Origin of the sequence: Aeromonas eucrenophila (assembly GCF_000819865.1) — a bacterium.
GTDB classification, from domain to species: Bacteria; Pseudomonadota; Gammaproteobacteria; order Enterobacterales; family Aeromonadaceae; genus Aeromonas; species Aeromonas eucrenophila.
Genome location: NZ_CDDF01000001.1, coordinates 635,050 through 651,124, shown reverse-complemented (window position 1 = coordinate 651,124; position 16,075 = coordinate 635,050). Strand labels below are relative to the sequence as shown.

General features: G+C 64.0%; 14 protein-coding genes. 5 read left to right on the top strand and 9 right to left on the bottom strand.

Annotation, left to right across the window (positions count from 1 at the left end; all coding sequences use genetic code 11):
- Positions 1 to 57: 57 nt before the first annotated feature.
- The 3 genes from cdd to BN1124_RS02645 all read right to left on the bottom strand — a co-directional run bounded on the left by cdd (position 58) and on the right by BN1124_RS02645 (position 2,339).
- Positions 58 to 939, bottom strand: coding sequence for a cytidine deaminase (cdd, locus tag BN1124_RS02655; protein ID WP_042638797.1), 882 nt, complete (start codon positions 937 to 939; stop codon positions 58 to 60).
- 357 nt (positions 940 to 1,296) lie between these two features.
- Positions 1,297 to 1,983 (bottom strand): LrgB family protein, encoded by a 687-nt coding sequence (locus BN1124_RS02650; RefSeq protein WP_042638796.1) that lies wholly within the window; start codon positions 1,981 to 1,983, stop codon positions 1,297 to 1,299.
- Positions 1,980 to 2,339, bottom strand: coding sequence for a CidA/LrgA family protein (locus tag BN1124_RS02645; RefSeq protein ID WP_042638997.1), 360 nt, complete (start codon positions 2,337 to 2,339; stop codon positions 1,980 to 1,982). The genes BN1124_RS02650 and BN1124_RS02645 overlap by 4 nt, the downstream gene beginning before the upstream one ends.
- A 132-nt stretch (positions 2,340 to 2,471) precedes the next feature.
- Between BN1124_RS02645 and BN1124_RS02640 the strand changes: the two genes are divergently transcribed.
- Positions 2,472 to 4,187 (top strand): glycoside hydrolase family 36 protein, encoded by a 1,716-nt coding sequence (locus BN1124_RS02640; RefSeq protein ID WP_042638794.1) that lies wholly within the window; start codon positions 2,472 to 2,474, stop codon positions 4,185 to 4,187.
- A gap of 84 nt (positions 4,188 to 4,271) precedes the next feature.
- On the opposite strand, the gene BN1124_RS02635 is transcribed toward BN1124_RS02640, so the two are convergent.
- The 3 genes from BN1124_RS02635 to BN1124_RS02625 all read right to left on the bottom strand — a co-directional run bounded on the left by BN1124_RS02635 (position 4,272) and on the right by BN1124_RS02625 (position 7,289).
- A complete protein-coding gene (locus BN1124_RS02635) occupies positions 4,272 to 4,778 on the bottom strand; it encodes a hypothetical protein (protein ID WP_042638792.1) in 507 nt (168 codons plus the stop codon).
- Positions 4,779 to 4,927: 149 nt separating this feature from the next.
- Complete coding sequence (gene sbcB, locus BN1124_RS02630; protein WP_042638790.1) at positions 4,928 to 6,355, bottom strand: exodeoxyribonuclease I; 1,428 nt, start codon at positions 6,353 to 6,355, stop codon at positions 4,928 to 4,930.
- A gap of 169 nt (positions 6,356 to 6,524) precedes the next feature.
- Positions 6,525 to 7,289: a metallophosphoesterase gene (locus BN1124_RS02625; RefSeq protein WP_042638788.1), complete on the bottom strand. Its 765-nt coding sequence runs from the start codon at positions 7,287 to 7,289 to the stop codon at positions 6,525 to 6,527.
- 297 nt (positions 7,290 to 7,586) lie between these two features.
- On the opposite strand from BN1124_RS02625, the gene BN1124_RS02620 reads away from it, so the two are divergent.
- From BN1124_RS02620 to BN1124_RS02610, 3 genes are all read left to right on the top strand, one after another.
- Complete coding sequence (locus tag BN1124_RS02620) at positions 7,587 to 8,312, top strand: ferredoxin--NADP reductase (protein ID WP_042638786.1); 726 nt, start codon at positions 7,587 to 7,589, stop codon at positions 8,310 to 8,312.
- A 311-nt stretch (positions 8,313 to 8,623) separates the two neighbouring features.
- Entirely contained in the window at positions 8,624 to 11,209 is a 2,586-nt protein-coding gene (mprF, locus tag BN1124_RS02615; RefSeq protein ID WP_042638784.1) for a bifunctional lysylphosphatidylglycerol flippase/synthetase MprF, read from the top strand.
- A 9-nt stretch (positions 11,210 to 11,218) separates the two neighbouring features.
- Positions 11,219 to 11,935: an AcvB/VirJ family lysyl-phosphatidylglycerol hydrolase gene (locus BN1124_RS02610; RefSeq protein WP_042638782.1), complete on the top strand. Its 717-nt coding sequence runs from the start codon at positions 11,219 to 11,221 to the stop codon at positions 11,933 to 11,935.
- A 130-nt stretch (positions 11,936 to 12,065) separates the two neighbouring features.
- On the opposite strand, the gene BN1124_RS02605 is transcribed toward BN1124_RS02610, so the two are convergent.
- The 3 genes from BN1124_RS02605 to BN1124_RS02595 all read right to left on the bottom strand — a co-directional run bounded on the left by BN1124_RS02605 (position 12,066) and on the right by BN1124_RS02595 (position 14,873).
- Positions 12,066 to 12,836 carry an ABC transporter substrate-binding protein gene (locus tag BN1124_RS02605; protein ID WP_042638780.1) on the bottom strand — a complete coding sequence of 257 codons (771 nt, stop codon included), beginning with the start codon at positions 12,834 to 12,836 and terminating at the stop codon, positions 12,066 to 12,068.
- Positions 12,837 to 12,897: 61 nt separating this feature from the next.
- Complete coding sequence (locus BN1124_RS02600; RefSeq protein ID WP_042638778.1) at positions 12,898 to 13,713, bottom strand: carbon-nitrogen hydrolase family protein; 816 nt, start codon at positions 13,711 to 13,713, stop codon at positions 12,898 to 12,900.
- Positions 13,714 to 13,721: 8 nt separating this feature from the next.
- Positions 13,722 to 14,873 carry a methionine aminotransferase gene (locus tag BN1124_RS02595; RefSeq protein WP_042638776.1) on the bottom strand — a complete coding sequence of 384 codons (1,152 nt, stop codon included), beginning with the start codon at positions 14,871 to 14,873 and terminating at the stop codon, positions 13,722 to 13,724.
- A 116-nt stretch (positions 14,874 to 14,989) separates the two neighbouring features.
- Between BN1124_RS02595 and BN1124_RS02590 the strand changes: the two genes are divergently transcribed.
- Complete coding sequence (locus BN1124_RS02590; RefSeq protein ID WP_042638773.1) at positions 14,990 to 15,880, top strand: LysR family transcriptional regulator; 891 nt, start codon at positions 14,990 to 14,992, stop codon at positions 15,878 to 15,880.
- The last annotated feature ends 195 nt before the right edge of the window (positions 15,881 to 16,075 follow it).

Below are 16,075 nucleotides of genomic sequence, written 5' to 3'. Positions count from 1 at the left end.
AGAAAACAAATGAAAAAGGGGAGCCACTGGCTCCCCTTTCTGCGTTCAAGGCATCGATTAGACGGCTTGGTACTCCAGCTCGACCGTTCCCAGTGCCTTGAGGGTGGACTGGGCCGCATCTCGCTGGCTGATCGGGCTGTTGCCGTTCTCCAGCAGCACGGCGCGGCGCACAGTGCCGAGATCCTCGCCGTTCAAGACCGCGTGGGCACAGGCCATCTGCATCGGTGGCAGGCTGGGGTTGAAGGCGGCGTTCTCGGCGTAGCGCCCGCAGAAGATGCGACCATCCTCGAACTGCAGCGCCACCGCGGCGTAGCCCTGGCTGTAGGGGGCATAGCTCTGGCGGGCGGCGGCCAGCGCGGCCTGCCACAGGGGGTCGTCGCTCTCAAGCTTGAGCTCGTCGTGGGCCTGGGGGCTCATCAGGGCATCGGTGATGTCCAGATCCGCCGGGCCGAAGGAGTGGGGCAGGAAGGACTGCAGCTCGCTGAGATCGTCGGGCAGGGAGACCTTCAGGGTCTTGGCGGTGCTCAGCTCGTTCATGAACTGACGGCAATGGCCGCAGGGGGTGTAGTTGACGGTGATCTCACTGATCCCGGTCTCGCCGCCGAGCCAGGCATTGGAGATGGCGGACTGCTCGGCGTGCACCGAGTGGAACAGGCCAGGACCGGCAAACTCCATGTTGGCACCCAGATACCAGCGGCCGCTCAGGCCACAGGCGATGGCGCCGACGAAGAACTTGGAGATGGGGGCGACCGAGCAGGCGGCGGCCAGCGGCAGCAGCGCCAGGCGCAGGGCACGATCCTCGAGGCCGGTGGCGGCTTTGAGCACGGCGATTTGTGCCGGGCTGAAGCTGGCGTTGAATTCCTCATCCAGCATGGGGCGCAGGGCCGCTTGCAGCGGGGCAGAAAGGGTCTCGAATGGCTTGGCAAAACGGGGATGCATACTGTGTCCTCAAAGGCCAATTGGGGGGCCATTGTAGGGAGCAAGCGCGGCGAAATGTGTGAGCGCGCTCACGCCTTGGTGGGCAAAGGGCCGCAGATGTTAAAGGAAACGTTTGTCTTTCGCAATTTGTGTGCGTTCTGTGCGCCGGCTCGCAGATGGCGCGGCTCTCAGGCCAGCGTCATTGCCGGTTGGCACCCCTATGGGCCCGAGAGATCGCATCGACGCCGAGAGAAAGGGAATGGGCAGCATCCTTTGGTGACGTCAGCTGAGCCAGCGATGGAGAGTCAACAGAAGAGGGGCGAGTGATGGGAGGAACACCGCGGGCTGTTAGCCCCTGCGCCTCCCATCTTTCGACGCTCAGGTGAGCCAGTGATAAATGGCAAAGAGCAGGGGGGCGACGGCGGCGGTGAGCACGCCGCACACCACCATGGCCAGCGACGAGAAGGCGCCCTGGGTGACCCCCTTCTCGGCGGAGGTGGCGGTGCCGATGGCGTGGGCGCAGGCCCCCATGGCGAGCCCCTGGGCCTCGGGATCGGTCACCCGCATCAGCTTGAGCAGGGGGTAACCGATGAGGGCGCCGATGATGCCGACCACCACCACCACGGCGGCGGCGATGGCGGGAATGCCCCCCAGCGACTGGCTGACGCTCATGGCGAGCGGGGTGGTGATGGACTTGGTGGCCAAGGAGGCCAGCAGCGCCGGATCCGCCCCCATCAGATGGCCGATCACCAGAGTGGTACAGACCGAGATCAGCACGGACGCCAGGGTGCAGAGCAATATGGGCTTGAGCTTGGCCTGGATCTGGCGGGCCTGCTGATAGAGCGGTAACGCCAGCGCCACCACGGCGGGTTCGAGCAGGGCCGTGATGGGGAAGGTGCCGCGCTGGTACTGCTCGAGGGGCAATTCGAGCCAGAGCAGCAGGCCTATGATGACGGCGGTGGGCAGCAGCACAGGGTTGATGATGGGCCAGGGCAGGCGACGATAGAGGGCCCGGGTGGCGAAATAGAGCGCGAGGGTCAGGGGTATAGCAAACCAGAACATCATTGCTTGTTCATCCTCTGGTAGAGGTGGCCGACGGTGGCGAGGATCAGCACTATGCCGAGCACCACGCACAGCAGGATGAGGCCGAAGGATTGGCGCAGGGGTTCGAGCCAGGCCACCAGCCCGACCGCCACCGGCACGAACAGGACGCCCATGTGACGCAGCAGCAGGCCGGCTCCCTGCTCGACCCAGTGCAGCTTGATGAACTGCAAGGAGAGCAGCACGAACAGCAGCAGCATGCCGATGATGCTGCCGGGGAAGGCGAAGGGCAGCAGGGCCGCCAGGGCTTTGCCGACCAGCAGGCAGGCGACGATGACCATGAAATCACGAAGGTAGAGCAAGGCGCGTTGAAGCAGCACTGGGGCCTCATCTTGGCAACTGTGAGCGAGGTCGCAGTTTAGCAGAGCGCAGGGGGCGCAGAACAGGGTCAACTGGCCCACAGGCGATACAATGGCGACCAGAGTCATTCCTGTTCATAAGAAGGAGATCCCATGTCTTCCCCCTCTCTGTTGTCCCGGCTGCGCCAACTGGCCGCCGATCCCGCCCTGGCTCCCCAGCTGTTGCAGACCCCCGCCTGGGACGGCCCCCTGTGCCGGGTGCGGCTCGACAACGTCGGCCATGCGCCGCAGGCGGTGCACGACTGGCTGCTGTTTGACGGCGAGTTCGGCATAGACCCTGCGGCGGCCATCTACGGCGAGGGGTTCCAGATGCTGGCCCAGACCATGGGGACCTGGCAGGCCCCACAACCGGTGGGGCGCTGCCCGGATGCGAGCGTCTATCACATCACGGCGGATCAGGGCTATCACACAGTCCACAACCTGCTGCTGGTACAAGTACCAGCGGGCTGGCTGCTGCTGGCCTTTGCGAGCTGCCAGCGCTTCGGCGGCGAGTTCCGGCTCTACCCGAGCGGCCGGCTGCAGATCCTGATAAACGGTGAGGGACGGCAGTTGCTGCCGGGCGAACATTGGCAGAGTGAAGCCCTGCTCTGCCTGGAGGGGCCGGACAGGGAGGCGCTGTTGGCGACACTCGCGGCCCGGATCCATGCCGAGCACGGCAGCCTGGTCGACAGCGTGCCGACCCGCCCCAGCGGCTGGTGCTCTTGGTATCACTACTATGCGGACGTGAGCGCGGCGGATATTCGCGAGAACCTGGCGGAGCGGGCGGCGCGCTTCCCGACTCTGCGCTACGTGCAGATAGACGACGGCTATCAGGCCAAAATGGGGGACTGGCTGACGCCGTCTGCCAAGTTCGAGCAAGGGGTGGCGGCGCTCGCCCGCGAGATCCACGCCGCAGGTTGCGAGCCGGCGCTCTGGGTCGCCCCCTTTATCGCAGAGCCCGGCTCCCGGGTGTTTCAGGATCATCCCGACTGGTTCGTGAAGGGGGATGACGGCCTGCCGCTGCCCTCCGAGAAGGTCACCTACGGTGGCTGGCGCTGCACCCCCTGGTATGTGCTGGACGGCACCCACCCCGAGGTGCAAGCCCACCTCGAGCGGGTGTTCCGCACTCTGCGCGAGCAGTGGGGCATTCACTACTTCAAGCTGGATGCGAACTTCTGGGGCGCCATCCACGGTGGCCACTTCCATGATCCGTCCGCGACGAGAGTCGAGGCCTATCGCCGGGGCATGGCGGCGGTACTGCGCGGGGCGGGGGAAGGCGCCTTCCTGCTCGGTTGCAACGCCCCTATCTGGCCGAGCTTGGGCCTGGTGCACGGCATGCGGGTGAGCGACGACGTGGAGCGCCATGGCCCCCGTTTTCGCCAGATTGCGCGGGAAGCCTTCTGCCGTGCCTGGCAAAACGACCGGCTCTGGGCGCTGGATCCCGACTGCGTCTGCCTGCGGGACCTGCCGAACCAGCGTGCCGGCGAGACAGATTACCAGTTCCACCTCGCCGCCCTGGTGGCGAGCGGCGGCATGGTGCTGGCGGGGGACCGGCTGCGGGATCTTGACGAAGTTCAGGCTGGGCAACTGCACAAGCTGCTGGCCCTGTGCGAGGAGCGTGCGCCGGCGGCCCGCTTCGATGACATGAATTTCAGCCGTGGCCGGGTGGCGCTGCCGGGTGGCGGCGAGCTGCTCTGCCTGTTCAACTGGGACGATGCTGAGAGGGAGGTCGAGGTACCGGCAGGGGCCCTGGACTTCTGGGATGAGCACCCTGTGGGGCAGCGAGTTGTGCTGCGCGCCGGGCAAGGCAGGGTGCTGCGATACCGCTAAATGCCGTTAAAGCAGATAAAAAGGCTCCCGCGGGAGCCTTTTTACAGGGTGTCGCCTGTTAAAATCAGCCAGGGGCGTCCTGGCTTAGAAGTGCCACTCCACGCCGACGGCGTAGTTGGACGAGCCATAGCCCGGAATGTCGTTGCTGGAGGCCAGCGCCTTGACGGTCAGGCGGGCACTCAGGGGAATGCCGAGCCCCATGCCGATGGCGACCTCATCGCTTTGATCCCCCATCATGTCGACCCGCAGGGTGCGATAGAGGGAGAGATCCTCGCTCATCTGGGCGTAGATCTGGGACGACTTGTTGTAGAGCTGGCCGAACACTTCCATCTGGAAACCATTCTGCGCCGTGATGGCGAGCGGGATCCCGGCGAAGCGGTAGAGATCGGAGTGGTTGAAATAGCTGTTGGTGATAAGAGGGGTGAAGTCGGTCTGCTTGTAAAGGGTGCTGAAGTTGCTCTCGATCTGCTGATAGGTCTGCTCCGGCAGGCGGAGCAGATAGTCCGGCACCTCGAAACGGGCCCCGGCCATGGCGGCCGATGGCAGCAAGGCACAGGCGATAAGCGTGAAAGCAGCTGGTCCTGAACGCATCAAACGAGAGTTCCCCAAGAGTCGATAACACGGCATCCATGCCGTCGGTACATACAAATAATTAAATTGTCAGGAGTCTGGCTCCCCTCGCTCATTATGTCGCGAGCGCGGGGCGCGTACAGGGCTTTAACTGTGAAATCACTCACATATCAGAGATCTTCGAGGTAGTGATAGAGACTTTTCAGAATGGCAAAGTTCCGATCGTTACCCTGATTCTGCTCCGCCAGCGCCTCGAGGCGGGGAACATAATCCGGCAGACGGCGGCTGAAGTAGTCGCTGCAGTGCAGCCGCCAGCGCTTCTGCTCGGCTTCGCTTAAGGTGTGTGGCCAGTTGCGGGCGCGATAACGGAACAGCATCTCGGGCAGGCGCGGGTCGCTGAAGGCAAATTCCCGCTCTCCCAGCAGATCCGCCGGGGTGGCGCGCACCAGATCCAGGGTGGCCTTGTCGCCGTGGCCGAAGAAACCGGCGTAGAGCTGGGTGTCCGGGTCGCTGTCATTGCTGCCGACAAACTCCTGGTTGAACACCTCCACCAGCTTCTCGCGCACCTCGGGGTGGGCTCGCAGCAGATTGAGGCTCTTGCGGCACTGCTCCCGATCGACGCCGAGCTCGTCCGCCCGCTCCGCGGTCAGGGTGGCGGCCGGGGCCAGCACGGGGCACTTGTTGATGTGCACCAGCTTGACCGGTATGCCCGCCAGATCCCCGAGATCGTCTTTTTTGGTGTAGAGCCGCTCGCGGATCTCGTCGCTGGTGAGCTCGATGAGGGGGCTGGGGTCGCGGGTGAGATCCACCATGATGACGGCATTCTGGTTGGTCGGGTGCCAGGCCAGCGGTGACACCCAGCTCACGCAGCCCTGCCAGGGGGAGAACATCCCCGAGACGTGGGTCAGCGGCTTCATGGTCACCACGTCGATCAGCGCCTTGACCTTGTTCTTGTTGCGCAGGGCAAACAGGTAGTCAAACAGCTTCGGCTGGGCGCGTTTCACCAGCTTGGCCAGCTCTATGGTGGCCAGCACGTCCGAGAGGGCGTCGTGGGCGTTGGCGTGGGCCACGCCGTTGGCCACCGTCAGTTTTTCGAGCCGAAAACTCGGCTTGCCCTCTTCATCGAAGGCCCACGCTATCCCCTCCGGGCGCAAGGCATAGCAGGCCCGCAGCATGTCGAGGATGTCCCAGCGGGAGTTGCCGTTCTGCCAGCTGTAGGCATAGGGGTCGTAGAAGTTGCGATAGAGGGTGTAGCGCGTCACCTCGTCATCGAAGCGGATGCTGTTGTAACCCAGCACGCAGGTGTTGGGGGTCGCAAACTGCTCGTGGATCTGGCGGATGAAATCCGCCTCGCACAAGCCATCCTTCATCGCCTTTTGCGGCGTGATGCCGGTGATGAGGCAGGCCTCTGGCTCGGGCAGATAGTCCGCCGGCGGCTTGCAATAGATGACCAGCGGCTCGCCGATGATGTTGAAATCTGCGTCGGTGCGAATGCCGGCGAACTGCGCCGGCCTGTCTTTGGCCGGGCTGATCCCGAAGGTCTCGTAGTCGTGAAAATAAAACGTGGGCTCGAGGCCGGGTTGTGCTGGTCTGCTCATGTGTTCCGGGATGGGTGTCCGCAATATCGACGGCGCCACGGCAGGTGGCGGTGGCAAGGTTGGGCGGTGGCGGGCACCGCAATGCCCTGCATGGTAAACCATAGCGCTGGCAGAACGAAGCCCGCGCACGCCGCCTGCCGGTTTAATGAACGCTCGGGCGCGAAGGGGCTCATCGGGTGAAGGCGTTGAACCCGGGATCGGCATCGCCACTGTCTGGTGGCTCGGGATCCCCTATGGCCACCGGGGTCAGGCTGTGCAGATCGAGCAGGGTGAAGACGCCTCCTGCGTGGGGATACCAGCCGCCGGTGTCGATGTAGAACACATTGCCGAGGCGGGCCGGGGCGCTCACCGGGGTGTGGCCCACTATCAGGGCGACCAGATCCTCGACGCCGCGCTCATCCATCAGCTCGATGCGGCGCCGTGACCAGAGGCAGACGTTCTTGATGGCTCGCAACTGGCCGCCGCTGACTCCGCCGTCCAGCCTGTCCAGCAGGCTCTGCCAGGAGGGGAAGGGGCAGTCGGCATGGAGCAGCCCGATCGGGCCGGCCGGGGTGGTCACCTCGATGGCGATCGGCAGCCTACGGTAGCGAGCGGCAAAGTTGTCTTGCTCGGTCGGGCTAAGGCGCTCAAACCAGCTTCCCCCGTTCTGGATCCAATTCTCCCGGTCGCAGCTCTGGTGGCGGCAGACGTAGTCGTCGTGATTGCCGCAGACAGGGTGGAACCAGGGCTTATCCAGCCAGTCGAGAGCCTGTGCGCACTCGGGCCCGCGATCGGTCAGATCGCCGACGGAGAAGAGGCGATCCCGGGCCGGATCAAAGTCGGCTCTATCCAACGCCCGTTGCAGCAGCGCGAAGTAGCCGTGGATGTCGCCGACGGCGAGATCGCGCCCTCGCTCGTTGAGGGGGAAACGGCTGATCAATACACCCTCGCTCATCTCTGCACTCCTTTCTGCATTTTTTGCCTGGCACCGCTCGCGCCCAGCATCCCATGGCCGGTACGGATGGTTGGACAGTGGCTAAGTGCAGCATGGCACGACCCGCCTCGCCGGGGTAGAGGGGCGCTCATCTGCGGCCCCTTGCGGCGAGAGGGCCGGGTCAGCGCCCCTATGGTTGCCCATTTTTCGGGAATATTTCGGCCTGCTATCCCATCCTAATGAAACACCGCCATCTTCTTCACACTCTGCATCACACAAGCGGTACCACACACTCTGTACCACACAAGGAGTCCCATCATGGCCGAATACAGGGTTCGTCTGATCGCCCGCCAGCCGCTTGCCGAAGGCACCCTGGCTTTTCACCTCGAAAAACCCGCCGGGTTTGACCACAAGCCGGGTCAGGCCCTGAATCTCACCCTGCCAGGGCATCATGAGAATCCCAGATCTCCCGATGCCCGCCACACCTTCTCCATCGTCACCGCGCCCCATGAGAATGAGCTGGTGGTTGCCACCCGCATGCGGGACAGCCCCTTCAAGCGCGCACTCGGGGCTCTGCCCCTGGGCACAGAGCTGCAGCTAAACGGCCCCTTCGGCTCGCTCACCCTGCACAAGAGCCTGGATCGCACCGGGGTGCTCATCGCCGGTGGCATAGGTATCACCCCCTTCATCAGCATGTTGAGGCAGGCGGCGGCGCAACAGACGCCTCAGGATCTGCTGCTGATCTACAGCAACCGGCGCCCCGAAGATGCCGCCTTTCTCGATGAGTTGCAGCGGCTCGAGCAACAGAACCCGAGGTTTCGTCTGCTGGCGACCATGACGGACATGGCGCGCTCGGCGCAGCCCTGGCAGGGGGAGACCCACAGGCTCGACGGCCACTGGTTGTGGCAGGCCATCGGTGGGCTGGCCAAGCCGGTTTGCTATGTGTCCGGTCCGCCCCCCATGGTCGAGGCCATCAGCGAGGCGTTGAAGGTGGCCGGCTTGGACGAGGAGGATCTGCGCAGCGAATCCTTCTACGGCTACTGAAAAATTGCGACAAAAGGGTGCACGGCAGCCTGGTCTGCCGGGCACCCTTTTATCAGTTCGTACAAAAGGTTACAGAAGAAGAATGGCGGCTCGGGGAGGCGCTGGTGAATCATAGGGGAGCTTGAGTCAGGCTGGCAGCCGGCAGGCCGGATCGCAGGCGTTGCTCGGGATCTGCCCGCCCTCCATGGCGGGCGACGGAGCGATCGGCCAATGTGCGTTCTCATTTGGATTGTGTTTTTTTCACCCTGGACTGATTTTGCCAGTAGTCTCAACAGGGTGTCTTCATCATCTCTTCTCGCGACAGGAAGCTTATGCGGCGTCAGCTGTTGATCTGGATTGGCCCTCTGTGCAGCTTGCTGCTGCTGGGGGCGGCATTGACCGTGCTCTATCGTTTGACCCACCTCTGGCATTGGCACGACATCCGGCTGGCCATCTGGTCCCAGCCCTTGCCACAGCTGGGGGGCGCCTTGCTGCTGACCCTGCTCAGCTACGCCTGCCTGTGTTGCTATGACCTGCTGGCGGTGCGCATGGTCGGCAAGCGGCTGCCCTGGCAACAGGTCGGGGTGACCTCCTTCATCGCCTACACCTTCTCCAATACCCTGGGGTTTGCGCTGCTGACCGGTTCCTCGGTGCGCTACCGCCTTTACTCTGCCCTCGGGCTCGGTACGGGGGAGGTGGCCCGCGTCATTCTGTTCTGCTCCATCACCTTCTTCCTCGGTCTGCTGGGATGGGGCGGCGCCGCACTGTTGCTGGGGCAGGCCACCACCTTGCTGCCCGGCTGGCCGGACTGGGCTGGCTGGTCGTTGCAGGTGACGGGCGCCCTGGCGCTGCTGGCCGTGCTGGGTTATCTGCTGTGGCCCAAACCTGTGCTCGCCTGGCGCGGACATGAGCTGATCCTGCCGTCCTTCAGGCTGCGTCTGCTGCAACTGCTGATCGCACTGTTCGACTGGATGGCCGCCGCCGCTGTGCTCTTTGTGCTGCTGCCGACAGACAGCGTGCCCTACCCGGTGTTGCTCAGTGCCTTCGTGCTGTCCAGCCTGCTCGGGGTGCTGGCCCATGTGCCGGGAGGAATAGGGGTGTTCGAGGCGAGCATGAGCCTGCTGCTGTCCCAGTATCTGCCGGTGGACAAGCTGCTGGCCGCCCTGCTGCTCTATCGCCTCGCCTATTACGTGCTGCCCTTCCTCTGCGCCCTGCTGCTGTTTGCCAGCCAGGAGGCGCTGCAACAGCGGGCGCGCTGGCATCGGCTGCAGGGGATCATGGTCGCCAGCCGGGAGTTCGTGCCGGCCCTCGTCAGCATGGGGACCTTCGCCGCCGGCAGCCTGCTGCTCTGCTCCGGCATGATCCCGACCATGCGGGAACGGATAGAGACGTTTTTGCAGGTGCTGCCGCTGCATCTGCTGGAGCTGTCCCACGTGCTCGGCAGCGTGAGCGGCGTGTTGCTGATCCTGCTGGCGCACAGCCTCTACCGACGCCATGACGGGGCCTTCCGGATCACCCAGTGGTTGCTGGGGCTCGGCATCCTCTTCTCCCTGTTCAAGGGTTTTGACTGGGAGTCTGCCCTGCTGCTCGGGCTCTTCCTGCTGATCATCAGCCCCTGCCGTCCGCTGTTCTATCGCAAGGGATCCCTGCTGCACGCCCCGTTCACACCGGCCTGGCTGATGTCGGTGGGGGCCGTGCTGCTGGGTGCCCTGTGGCTACTGATGTTCTCCTACCGTCACGTGGAGTACGAACACACCCTCTGGCTCAATTTCTCGCCCCATGGTCCCGGGGCTGCGTCTCGTGGCCTGCGCGCCATGGGCAGCGTGGTCGCCGTGCTGGCGGTGGTCGGGGTGGCGCAGTTGCTGGCACCCTTGCGGGTCTTTGGCAACAAGCCGGACAAGGAGGAGCTGGCCCGGGCGCAGGCACTGGTGCTGCGAGAAGGGGGCGGCCACGGCTATCTGGCGCAGCTCGGCGACAAATCCTTGCTGTTCCACCCCGGTGGCGAGGCGTTTCTGATGTACGGGGTCGAGGGCAACTGCTGGATAGTGATGGGGGATCCCATCGGTCAGGCCGCCCTCATCGAAGAGCTACTCTGGCAGTTTCGCGAGCTGTGTGACGAGCACGACGTCAATCCGGTGTTCTATCAGGTATCGGCCCGCTATCTGCCGCTCTACCTGGATCAGGGGTTGATCCCGTTCAAGCTCGGTGAGGAGGCTATCGTCGATCTGCAGGGGTTCGATCTCGCCGGCAGTCGCCTGCGCAACCTGCGCCAGAGCCATGCCAAGGGCAAGCGGGAAGGGTTGTCGTTCGAGGTGGTGGAGGCTGGCCAGGTGGCCGCCCTGCTGCCCGAGTTGAAGACCATCTCCGATACCTGGCTGCAGAGCAAACAGGGCAAGGAGAAGGGCTTCTCGGTGGGCAGCTTCGAACCGGATTACCTGACCCTGAGCCCGGCGGCCCTGGTGCGGCACGGCGGCCAGGTGGTCGGCTTTGCCAACCTCTGGGTCAGCGACAACAGGGAGAGCCTCTCCATCGATCTGATGCGCTACAGCATGGACACGGGGGCGGCGCCCATCATGGACTTCCTGTTCGTCGAGCTGCTGTTGTGGGGCAAGGCAGAGGGGTACGCCAGCTTCAACCTCGGCATGGCGCCCATGTCCGGCTTCAACGATCACCCCCTCGGCGGTTACTGGGCCCGGCTCGGCAATACCCTCTTCACCCGGGGTAGCCGCTTCTACAACTTCCAGGGGCTGCGGCGCTACAAGGAGAAGTTCTCCCCTAACTGGGAGCCCCGTTACCTGCTCTGCACCAGTCGGCTGGCGTTGCCCAAGACTCTGACCCACCTGATCTCCCTGATAAGCCGTGGCCCCCTTGGATTGATGACGAATAGTTTGATGAAAAATGGGCTGATAAAGAAATAGGAGTTGGCCATGAGAGCCTGGTTATTACTGTTGCTGTGTTTTGCGTTTCCGTTGTTTGCCGCCCCTTCGTCCGCTGCGGTGAAGGCGGATCTGGGGCTGGTGGAGCTGCCGGTGGCGCAAGCCTCGTCCGCCCCCATGGTGGTCTTTATGAGCGGGGATGGCGGCTGGGCCGCGCTGGACAAGGGGCTCAGCGCCGAGTTGCAGCGTCACGGCATGCCGGTGGTGGGCTGGAGCTCGCTGAGTTATTACTGGAAGAAGAAGACCCCTGAGCAGGCCACCGCCGATCTGGTGCGGATCCTCGCGGACTACCAGTCCCGCTGGGGGCGTCAACGCTGGCTGCTGGTGGGCTTCTCCTTCGGTGCCGAGATAGTGCCCTTCGTCATCAATCGCCTGCCACAGGCCTATCGCAACAGCCTGGTGGGGGCTGTGATGCTCTCTCCCTCGACCGCATCGGACTTCGAGATCCACGTCAGCGACATGGTGGTGCACGACAAGGCGGGCAGCTATCCCACCCTGCCGGAGGTCAAGGCCATCAAGAGCCTGCCGCTGCTCTGCGTGCAGGGTTCGGATGACGACTCCCCGGTGAAGCTCTGCCCGCACCTGCAGCAGCCGAACGTCACCACCGTCACCTTGCCGGGATCCCACCACTTCGACGACGACTACGGGGTGTTGTACCGGAGCATCGCCGATCGGCTGCCCTGGGCGGGGGATGAGCCGGATCACTGAGCCAGCCTGGACCGCCAGGGGAGGCTGACTGAGAGAGTCATTTAGCTGTAAGCAGAATAAAACAACGCCAGTCAATTGAATGGCGTTGTTTTATTCTGTGATACGGCTTTCGATGGCGAGTCAACCGGCCTTAGAGCAGATCTTCCAGCTGATACTTCTTGAGCAATTGATCGAAGGTGCCATCGGCCTTGACGCTGTCGATGGCGGCATCGAACTGGCCCTTGAGTTTGGCGTCGTTCTTGCGCAGCGCCACCGCCACCCCTTCACCAAGGGTCTTGTCCTGGGTGCCGTTGAACTGGGGGCCGACGAAGGCGAACTGCTTGCCCATCTCCTTGTCGAGGAAACCCACTTTCAGCTGCACCATGTTGCCGAAGGTGTAATCGGCGCGGCCGGATTGCAGATCCAGCATGGGGGACTGGGCGTTGACGTAGCGCTTGATCTTGGCCACTTCCCCGTAACGGGCGGTGATGAAGTTGTCCTGGGGCGTTCCTTCCTGCACCGCTATCACCTTGCCCTTGAAGTGCGCCTGGTCGTCGGCGAAGGTGGCGGCCTTGTCGCTGCGACCCACGAAGCGGTTTTGCATCATGTAATAGACCTGGCTGAAGTCCACCTTCTGGCGCCGCTCGTCGGTGATGTTCATGGAGGACATGATGGCGTCGTACTTGCGCACCTGCAGACCCGGCAGCAGGGCGTCCCAGGGTTGGTTGATCACCTCGCACTCGGTCTTCATGGCCGCGCACAGGGCGTAGGCCAGATCGACTTCGAAGCCGCCGAGCTTGCCGCTGCTATCGACCATCTCGAAGGGGGGATAGGTGGCGTCGGTGGCGATCACCAGGGGTTTGGCGGCGGCCTGGCCGGCGGTGGCCAGGGCCATCAGCATCATGGCTGTGTTGAGTTTCATGGTCATTCCCTTGTAGTTGTACGTCTGTGGCGTCATGCCGATGGTCTTGAATGTACCGGCCTCAGGGGCCGACGGATATCTTGCGATGGTTGAGAGCCGGCAGCTGGCTGCGCACCTTGCGCTGGGCGGCCAGATCCAGGGTGGCGATGGCCATGCCCTGACCTTCTTCCACCCGGGCCAGCACCCGGCCCCAGGGATCGATGATCATGCTGTGGCCGAAGGTGCGGCGCCCACCCGGATGATGCCCGCCTTGGGCCGATGCCAGCACGAAGGCCAGGTTCTCCACCGCCCGGGCCCGCAGCAGCAACTCCCAATGGGCCAGGCCCGTGGTATGGGTGAAGGCGGCGGGCAGGGCGATGAAATCGGGCGCCGGATCGAGTCGAAACAGCTCGGGGAAGCGCAAATCGTAACAGATCCCTAAACGCAGCAGGCCCCAGGGCAGGGGATGGCTCACCACCTGCCGGCCCGGGCTCATGGTCGCGGCCTCGTCGTATTGCTCGCTGTCGGTGCAAAAGCCGAACAGGTGCAGCTTGTCATAACGGCTGGCCAAGTTCCCTTGGGGATCGATGAGCAGACTGCTGTTGTGCATCTTGCCGGGCTCTTCGCTTGCGAGCGGCAATGTGCCCGCCAGGATCCAGAGCCCGAGTTCCCGGGCCAGCCCCTGCGCCCATGCCAGCAGGGGGTGAGCGTCCACCGGTGCGGCCAGGGCGACCCGCGCCCGCTCATCGACCGGCATCAAATAGAAATATTCGGGCAACTGGGCGAACTCGGCCCCCTCGGCCGCGGCCTGGCGCAGCAGCGACTCGGCCTGTGCCAGGTTGTGGGCAAGATCATCCCCCGACACCATCTGCAAAACGGCAACGCGCACGTAATCCATGTTGCCTCCTAGACGCCGCACAGGCGCTCGGCGCCCGCCAGCAGGGTGTCGTCGTCCTTGGAGAAGGAGAGGCGGATGACCCGCTGATCCGTGCCGTCGTGATAGAAGGCGGAGACGGGAATGGTGGCGACCCCGTGCTCGCGAATGAGCCGCTGCACGAACAGGCTGTCCGCCTCGTCGCTGATGCGCTCGTAGCTGGCCAGCATGAAGAAGCTGCCGGCGGAGGGCAACAGGGTAAAACGCGAATCCCCCAGGGCCGAGGCCAGCAGATCCCGCTTGCGCTGATAGAAGGCCGCCAGCCCCTGATACTGGGCCGGTTGTTGCAACAGGTGGGCGAAGCCGTACTGCATGGGGGTATCGGCGGCGAACATGGCGAACTGGTGCACCTTGCGGATCTCCTCCATCAGGGGACGGGGGGCCACGCAATAGCCCACCCGCCAGCCGGTGACATGGAAGGTCTTGCCGAAGGAGAAGACGGCGACGGAGCGCTCCACCAGCTCCGGATAGCGGATGACGCTCTGGTGCAGGGCGCCATCGAATACCACGTGCTCATACACCTCGTCCGAGAGGATGATGATGTCGGTGCCGCGCACCAGGCGGGCGAGGCGCTCCTGATCCCCTGCCTGCCAGACGGTACCGGTGGGATTGTGGGGGGTGTTGAGCACTATCATGCGGGTGCGGGGCGTGATGCGGGCGGCGACCTCGTCCCAGGGGATGGCGAAGCTCGGTGCCTTGAGGGCGATCACCACCGGGGTGGCCCCCTGCAGCTGGATCATGGGGCGGTAGCTGTCAAAGGCCGGCTCGAACATGATCACCTCGTCCCCCGGATGCACCAGGGCCGTGATGGCGCAGAACAGGGCCTCACTGGCGCTGGCGGTGATGGTGATCTCCTCGCCGGCATTGTAGTGATGGCCGTAACTGGTGGCTATCTTGCTCGCCAGCTGTTCGCGCAGGGCGGGCAGCCCGGTCATGGGGGCATACTGGTTTTCGCCGGCCAGCATGGCCTCATGGGTGACCCGGATGAGATCAGGATCGCAGGGGAAGCTCGGGGCTCCCTGGGAGAGGTTGATGCTGGGATGGCGGTCGGCCAGATCCCCGATGACGCTGAAAATGGTGGTGCCCACCTGGGGCAGTTTGCTGAGAATGCGGGGGGAGGACATGGCGCCATCACCGATGTGTGTGTGAAAGATGTCCCTTTTTAGCCTCGCGGGCCCTTGCCGGACAACGGATTATTCGGCATGTTATGCATGAGTTTTTCTCAAGCATGGAGCCTTGCATGTTGACCAGCCAGCCCCGTAGCCACTTGCCCCTCTATGGCTTGCAGGTGTTCGAGTGTGCCGCCCGCCACCTGAGTTTCACCCTGGCGGCCGACGAGCTGTGCGTGAGCCAGGGGGCGGTGAGCAAGCAGATTGCCCAGCTGGAGGAGCGGCTCGGCCATTTGTTGTTCGTGCGCGGCACCCGTTGCCTGAGCCTGACCCCGGCCGCCGAGCGGCTGCTGCCCTTCATCGGGGAGGGGCTGGCTCGCATGGGGGAGGGGGTGAGCGCCCTGCAAACCCTGCCCCATGAGCAGGCCATCAGCATCAAGGTGCCCTCCTGCGCCAGCCGCTGGTTGCTGCGACGGCTGCAGGCGTTCGAGGAGGACGCGGTCGAGGTGCGCGGCAGCCACAGTCACGGCATCGATTTCTCCCGCGAGCCCTTCGATCTCGCCATCGTCTATCAAGCCACTCAGGCCAGGTACCCCCACAGCCGGCCGTTGTTTCGGGAGCGCTTGACCCCCATCTGTGCCCCCGCCTTCGCGGCCAAACATCGATTGTTCGAGCGATCTCTCGAGGAGCTGCCCCTGTTGCCCCTGCTCCATGCCAGCGCGGATCGACGGGACTGGCGCAACTGGTTTACGGCCTTCCTCGATACACCCTGGCAACCCCAGGGCGGCCAGCTGTTCGATACCCTGGATCTGGCGATGAATGCGGCCCTGCAGGGCTTCGGTCTCTCCCTCGGGGATCCCACCATAGTGGCGGAGGAGCTGGACAGCGGCGCTCTGGTGGCACCCTTTGCCCCCGTGCTCAGCACGGATCACGAATATGCCCTGCTCGCCCGGCCCGACAGCCAGCGCCCCGGCGTGGCCCGGGTCTACCGCTGGTTGCAGGACAGCCCTCCACACCCCTGAAGCCCTCTCGTTATCGCTGCAAGGGCGCCTGACCCTTATACATCAGGCGCCTGACACACCTCGCCTGTCGTCAGCGGCCTGCTTATCTCCCTATTCTGGTGGCGGTGAAACGGCCGCCCGTATCTGGTTTGTCTTCATCGACAGCGCAAAAGATGGCGAAGCCGAAACTCGGGCATAAAAGAGGTCTTCAAGGCC